The organism is Tenacibaculum discolor, assembly GCF_003664185.1.
Taxonomy (GTDB): Bacteria; Bacteroidota; Bacteroidia; order Flavobacteriales; family Flavobacteriaceae; genus Polaribacter; species Polaribacter discolor.
Genome location: NZ_RCCS01000010.1, coordinates 268,319 through 275,633 on the forward strand (window position 1 = coordinate 268,319; position 7,315 = coordinate 275,633).

2 protein-coding genes and 1 pseudogene are annotated in these 7,315 nt (G+C 31.4%); all 3 read left to right on the top strand.

Annotated features, from left to right (window positions below; all coding sequences use genetic code 11):
- Positions 1-139: 139 nt before the first annotated feature.
- Positions 140-5,020: a DEAD/DEAH box helicase gene (locus C8N27_RS14810; protein ID WP_121148474.1), complete on the top strand. Its 4,881-nt coding sequence runs from the start codon at positions 140-142 to the stop codon at positions 5,018-5,020.
- 1 nt (position 5,021) lies between these two features.
- Entirely contained in the window at positions 5,022-5,654 is a 633-nt protein-coding gene (locus C8N27_RS14815; RefSeq protein ID WP_121148476.1) for a hypothetical protein, read from the top strand.
- A gap of 498 nt (positions 5,655-6,152) precedes the next feature.
- A pseudogene (locus tag C8N27_RS14820) lies at positions 6,153-7,315 on the top strand (hypothetical protein); the annotation flags it as partial.

Consider the following 7,315-nt stretch of genomic DNA (forward strand, 5'->3'; position numbering starts at 1 on the left):
GTCATATAAGGAGGGTGTTTATTTGCCCTCCTTTTTATTTTTAAAAGGAATTTTTAGTAAAAAAAACAGTAGCTAAAATGTATCATAAAGTCATATAATATTAATATTTTTATGCTTTTTAAATTGCTAAAGTTTAAATATGGCTACACCCACCCAATTCAATAAAATATTACAAGACTATAGAGATAAATCATTTTCTGAAAGAGATAAAGGAGATAGATTTGAAAGGTTAATACAAGCATACTTACAAACAGACCCAACATATTCCAATACATTAAAATATGTTTGGATGTGGAGTGAGTTTCCGGGCAACAAAGATTTTGGTGGTAAAGACACAGGTATCGATTTAGTAGCCTTAACTTTTGAAGGTGATTATTGGGCAATCCAATGTAAGTGTTATAAAGAGGATGGACGTATAAATAAAGCTGAAGTAGATTCATTCCTTTCTACATCAAGTCGTGATTTTAAAAATGACCAATTACAAACTGTTAGTTTTGCAAAACGTATTTGGGTTTCAACTACTAATAATTGGAGTAGTAATGCGGAAGAAACAATTAGAAACCAAAACCCACCTGTAACAAGAATAAACCTTACAGATTTACAACAAGCACCTGTTGAATGGGAAAGACTTCAAAAAGGGATAACGGGTGATTTAGCCAGAACAGATAAAAAAACATTAAGACCACATCAGGAAGAAGCTCTAAATAAAACTCACGAACATTTTAAAGAAAATGATCGTGGTAAATTGATTATGGCTTGTGGTACAGGTAAAACATTTACATCATTACGTATAGCAGAACATGAAACCAACAATAGTGGTTTAATATTATTTTTAGTGCCATCAATAGCCTTGTTAGGTCAAACATTACGTGAATGGTCATCAGATGCTAACGAGTCTATAAAACCTATTGCTATTTGTTCAGATTCAAGAATAACAAGGCAAAGAGGAAATATTAATAACGATGAAGATTTTAGTGTAGTTGATTTAGCATTTCCTGCATCTACTGATGTAAAAAGTGTTATCAAACAATTTAAAGCAATAGATAGAACATCTAAAAAAGGAATGACAGTAGTATTTTCTACCTATCAATCCATAGATGTAATTGCAAATGCACAAAGACATTTATTAAATGAGAATAACAACAATGCAATTTTCAATTTAATTATTTGTGATGAAGCACACCGTACAACAGGAGTTACATTAGTTGGAAATGATGAGTCAGCTTTTGTAAAAGTTCACGATAACGACTTTTTACAAGCCAATAAAAGGCTTTATATGACTGCTACACCTCGTTTATTTAGCGATGATTCTAAATCTAAAGCGGATATGAACGATGCAGAAATATGTTCTATGGATGATGAAACTAAATACGGTGAAGAAATGTATCGTATTGGTTTTGGTGAAGCTGTAGAGAGAGGCTTATTAACCGATTATAAAGTATTGGTATTAACATTAAGTGAAAATGACATACCAAGCGCAGTTCAAAAAATGGTGGCTAATTCAGAAAATGAAATCAATTCTGATGATGCTTCTAAATTAATAGGTTGTTTAAATGCACTTTCAAAACAAGTGTTAGGTGATAACGGATTAATAAAGGACGTTGACCCAGAACCAATGAAACGTGCTGTTGCATTCTGTCAAAACATTAAAATATCTAAAAAAATAACCAATACTTTTAATGATACTTCTGATGTTTATTTAGATTCTGTTGAACCAAGCCAAAGAGAAAAATTAGTTAGTGTATCATCAAACCATATTGATGGTAGTATGAATGCACCACAACGTGATGAATTATTAGGTTGGTTAAAATCACAATCTGCTGATTCTAATGAATGTAGAATATTAACCAATGTACGTTGTTTAAGTGAAGGTGTCGATGTACCATCTTTAGATGCGGTTTTATTCTTATCTGCTCGAAATTCACAAGTAGATGTTGTGCAGTCAGTAGGTCGTGTAATGCGTAAAGCACCAGGTAAAAATTACGGGTATATCATTATTCCTGTAGTAGTTCCTTCCGATGTAGAGCCTTCAAAAGCATTAGATGATAATGATAGATTTAGAGTAGTATGGTCAGTATTAAATGCCTTACGTGCTCACGATGATAGATTTAATGCAACTATCAATAAAATAGACCTCAATAAAAAGAAACCCGATAATATTTTAGTAGGTGGTGTTACTCACGGAATAGATGGTATTGATGATGCAGAATCTACTAAAGCAACTAAAGAAATCAACAACCAATTACAAATGCAGTTTGAACAACTGCAATCTGTGGTGTACGCTAAAATGGTACAAAAGGTTGGTGATAGAGTATATTGGGAAAAATGGGCTAAAGATGTTGCCCAAATAGCCGAAAATCAAATTGACAGAATAAACAATTTGATTAACAGGGAACCTAAATACCAAAAGGCATTTAATAAATTTTTAAAAGGACTTCAAAAGAATATCAATCCATCAATTTCAGAAAGTCAGGCTGTAGAAATGTTATCACAACATATCATTACAAAACCTGTTTTTGAGGCTTTATTTGAAGGCTATTCTTTTGTGAAAAACAATGCTATCTCAACATCTATGCAAACAATGTTAGATGTATTGGAAGACCAAGCATTAGATAAAGATGCTGAAACATTAGATAAATTCTACCAATCTGTTAAAAAACGTGCAGAGGGTATTGATAATGCAGAGGGTAAACAACGTATCATAATAGAATTATACGATAAATTCTTTAAAACGGCTTTTCCTAAAATGGTGGAACAATTAGGTATTGTTTATACACCTGTTGAGGTGGTAGATTTTATCATCCATTCTGTTAATGATGTTTTACAAAAGGAATTTAATCGTTCTATTTCAGATGAAAACATACATATTTTAGACCCATTTACAGGAACAGGAACATTTATTACGCGTTTATTGCAAAGTGGTTTAATAAAGAAAGAAGATTTACAACGCAAATACACTAAAGAGTTACACGCAAACGAAATTGTATTATTAGCATATTACATAGCTGCTGTAAATATCGAAAATGCATTTCACGACCAAATAGAACAAGAAGAATCAGAATACACACCTTTTGATGGTATGGTATTAACCGACACCTTTCAATTAGGTGAAACCAACGAAAGCGAAAAACTGTTTTCTGAAATGTTTCCTCAAAACTCTAAAAGAGTACAGGCACAACAAAAAGCACCATTACGTGTAATAATGGGGAATCCACCGTATTCCATAGGTCAAAAATCTGCTAATGATAATGCACAAAACCAAAGCTATGATAAGTTAGATTCAAGAATTGCCAATACCTATGCAGCCTTATCAAATGCAGGTTTAAATAAGTCTTTATATGATGCTTATATAAAAGCGTTTCGTTGGAGTACAGATAGATTAGACCCAAAAAATGGTGGTGTCATTGCTTTTGTAAGTAACGGGGCTTGGTTAGATGGTAATAGTACAGATGGTTTCCGTTTATCTTTAGAAAAAGAATTTTCAGCTATATATGTATTTAATTTAAGAGGTAATCAGCGTACTTCTGGCGAGTTATCTCGTAAAGAAGGTGGTAAAATATTTGGTTCAGGTTCACGTACACCAATTTCAATTACTTTATTAATTAAACAGCCTGATAATTCTGAAAAAGCAAAAATCTATTATCACGATATAGGAGATTATTTAAGTCAAAAAGAAAAGTTAGACATCATTGCAAATTTTCAATCTATCAATAAAATAGATTGGAAAAACTTAAAACCTAATGAACAAGGTGATTGGATTAACAAACGTAATGATGTATTCGATACTTTTATTCCTATTGAACCAGAGAAAAAATTTAACCTTAAAACACAAACTTTTTTCAATACTTATGCTGTAGGTGTTGCAACTAATCGAGATGCTTGGGTTTATAATTTTTCTAAAGTTGTATTAGAAAATAATATGTCAAGAATGATTGACTTTTATAATCAACAAACCAATGGGTATCAAGAGAAGTTAAAGGAAAACAAGAAGCTAAAGGTAGAAGATTTTATCAGTAATGATTTGAAGAAGATAAAATGGACTGTTAATCTTAAAAAGGAATTATCAAAAAATAATTTGCATTCATTTGAAGAAGCTGATATTATAAAATCTACATATCGTCCTTATAATACTCAAAATTTATACTATAATAAACAGTATATTGAAAGACCAGGATTATTTAATCAATTCTTTCCTGATATTGAATCCAAAAATAATGTAATTAGCATAACAGGTATTGGGGCAAGTAAGAACTTTACATCTTTAATAACTAATACAATTTCTAATTTAGATAGTTTAGAAAAAGCACAATGCTTTCCATTATATTATTACGAAGAAAAAGAACAAGTACAAGGTAGTTTATTTGATGCAGCAAGTGAGTCTAAATACATTCGTAGAGATGGTGTAAGTGATTTTATTTGGGAACGTGCTAAAAAGCAATATGGCAAGTCAGTAACCAAAGAAGATATTTTTTACTATGTGTACGGTATTTTACACAGTCCAGATTACAGAGAAACATTTGCTAATGACCTTAAAAAAATGTTACCTCGTATTCCTTTAGTAGATAAACCAAAAGACTTTAAAGCCTTTAGTGATGCAGGTAGAAAATTAGCAGAATTACACATTAATTATGAATCTGTAGAAGAATATAAAGATGTTGAGGTACAATTACCAGAGGAACATCTTCAAATGGATGCTTATGAGTTTTATAGTGTTACAAAATTACGTTTCCCTAAAAAAGACCAAAAAGAAACCATTATTTATAATTCACGTATCAAAATCAATAACATACCTGAAAAAGCATACCAATATGTAGTAAATGGAAAATCTGCTATTGAATGGATAATGGATAGATACCAAGTTAAAGTAGATAAAAAATCAGGTATTAAAAACGACCCTAACGATTGGAGTAAAGAAGTAGAAAAACCAAGCTACATTTTAGACCTCATATTGAGTATAATTAACGTAAGTGTTCAAACAGTAGATATAGTAAACGATTTACCAAAATTAGAATTTGATTAATATGTCAGAAGAACAATACAATAAAATAGCAAGATTATTTCAATTTTTGAATAACAATTATACTCTTGTAGACTATAATCATTCAGGTTTTAATGGTAATTATAAAACCTATTCTATTGAGGATATACAATTTCCTGCTAATACCTTAAAATTGATAGAAGATCTAAAAAGGATGAGAGTTCAGGAATTTTATGATATTGATTATTTAAAAGCAAATAACTTTCCAGAGAGATACTACAACAATGAATTAGTGAGGAAATCAGACTTACTTTATGGGTTTCATTATCAATTACCAACAATATTGTTTTATTATTTATTTAATAAACTTAAGGATTCAGCAAAGCATTTTCTAAAATTAATTGACTCTAATGAGTTTACATCACAATATGATTATCTAGTAACTAGAGATGAATATAATTTTAAGTATCCTTCATCATATCATACGGAGGTATTTAAATATTTTGAAACTAAAATTTTAAATTTTGGAATGTTTCACCATCTTTTAAACTGGCTTTCAGATATAAGTTATACTACAACACAAATGACATTTTATAAAACAAAAAGAATACAAAGTTGTATTGAAAACTTAACAAGGTTTGATTTTGAAAATGTTAACTTATTTATATCTGAATAAAAAGGATGAAATTATTAAAAGGTGTAGTATAAGGTAGTAAAAAAATGAATTGAGCTGTAAGTACTATAAATACTAATATTATTTACACAGGTTCGAATCCTGTCGCGATCACAATAAGCCTTACTAGAAATAGTAAGGCTTTTTTGTTGTTTAATGTTTCCGTTTTGTAATTATCAAACTACTCTAAACTACTTAAAAAGCCTAATTATATTCATTAATAAAAAGAGTTGTTTCTAGAGGACTTTACCTAATAATTAAGAAGAATAAAAAAAGGATTTACCAGAATCAATATTTTTTTACTAAATTGTAAGAGGTTAGTGTGTTGTAAATCAGTTTGTTTTAGGTGTTTCTTCAAATCTATCGCCTTTTAGCTATGAAGACAGTGCTGATATTAACCCTTTTACTTACTAGATAGAACATCAAAATTTAATTTTTTAATAAAATTTAATTAAATGTAATATATGATTACTAAGAAGTCCCACCAAAACAAAAAAACTAATGAAAAAAGTAACAACCCTCGTACTCTTAATTTTAAGTGTAACTATTACTGCACAAGTAGGAATAGGAACCTTGACACCTAATGTATCTGCTCAGTTAGATATCAAGTCAGATAGCAAAGGTTTATTAATTCCCAGATTGAATATTGATAATTTAAGTACAGCTTCACCAGTAAGTAGTGCGACAATTAATGAAAGTTTATTAGTTTATAATACAAATAGTACATCCGGAAAAGGATTTTATTATTGGAATGGAAGGCTATGGGAAAAACTGGTAGATTTAGCTACAGTTTCAAGTCTTATTGATACACAAGCAGATAACCAACAAATAAAAAGTTTCTTCTTAAATAGTTCTAACATTCTTACCCTAGAGTTAGAAAATGCGGGCTCAAAATCAGTTGATTTATCATCTCTATTAGGAGAGAATGAATTATTAACAGGTAAAGGATCTCCTATTAGTAATTCTATAGATCCAGCTACAGGTATTTTATATGTAGATACTAATTCTGGAGAAATTTATAGTTCAGATGGAAACTCATGGAGCCCAATAGTGTCAACAGGAGCAGACGGAAAATCAGCATATCAAACATGGTTAGATGCTGGAAACACCGGAACCGAAGCTGATTTTATCACCTCTTTAAAAGGAGACACTGGAGCAACAGGAGCTAACGGGGCAGATGGAGTTGATGGAGTAGACGGAAAATCTGCATATCAAACATGGTTGGATGCCGGAAACACTGGAACAGAAGCTGATTTTATTACTTCCTTAAAAGGAGACACCGGAGCGACAGGAGCTAACGGGGCAGATGGAGTAGACGGAAAATCAGCATATCAAACATGGTTGGATGCAGGAAATACTGGAACCGAAGCAGACTTTATCACTTCTTTAAAAGGAGATACAGGGGCAACAGGAGCAAACGGAGCTGATGGAGTAGACGGAAAATCAGCATATCAAACATGGTTGGATGCCGGAAATACTGGAACCGAAGCAGACTTTATCACTTCTTTAAAAGGAGACACTGGAGCAACAGGAGCTAACGGGGCAGATGGAGTAGACGGAAAATCAGCATATCAAACATGGTTGGATGCAGGAAATACTGGAACCGAAGCAGACTTTATCACTTCTTTAAAAGGAGATACAGGGGCAACAGGAGCAAACGGAGC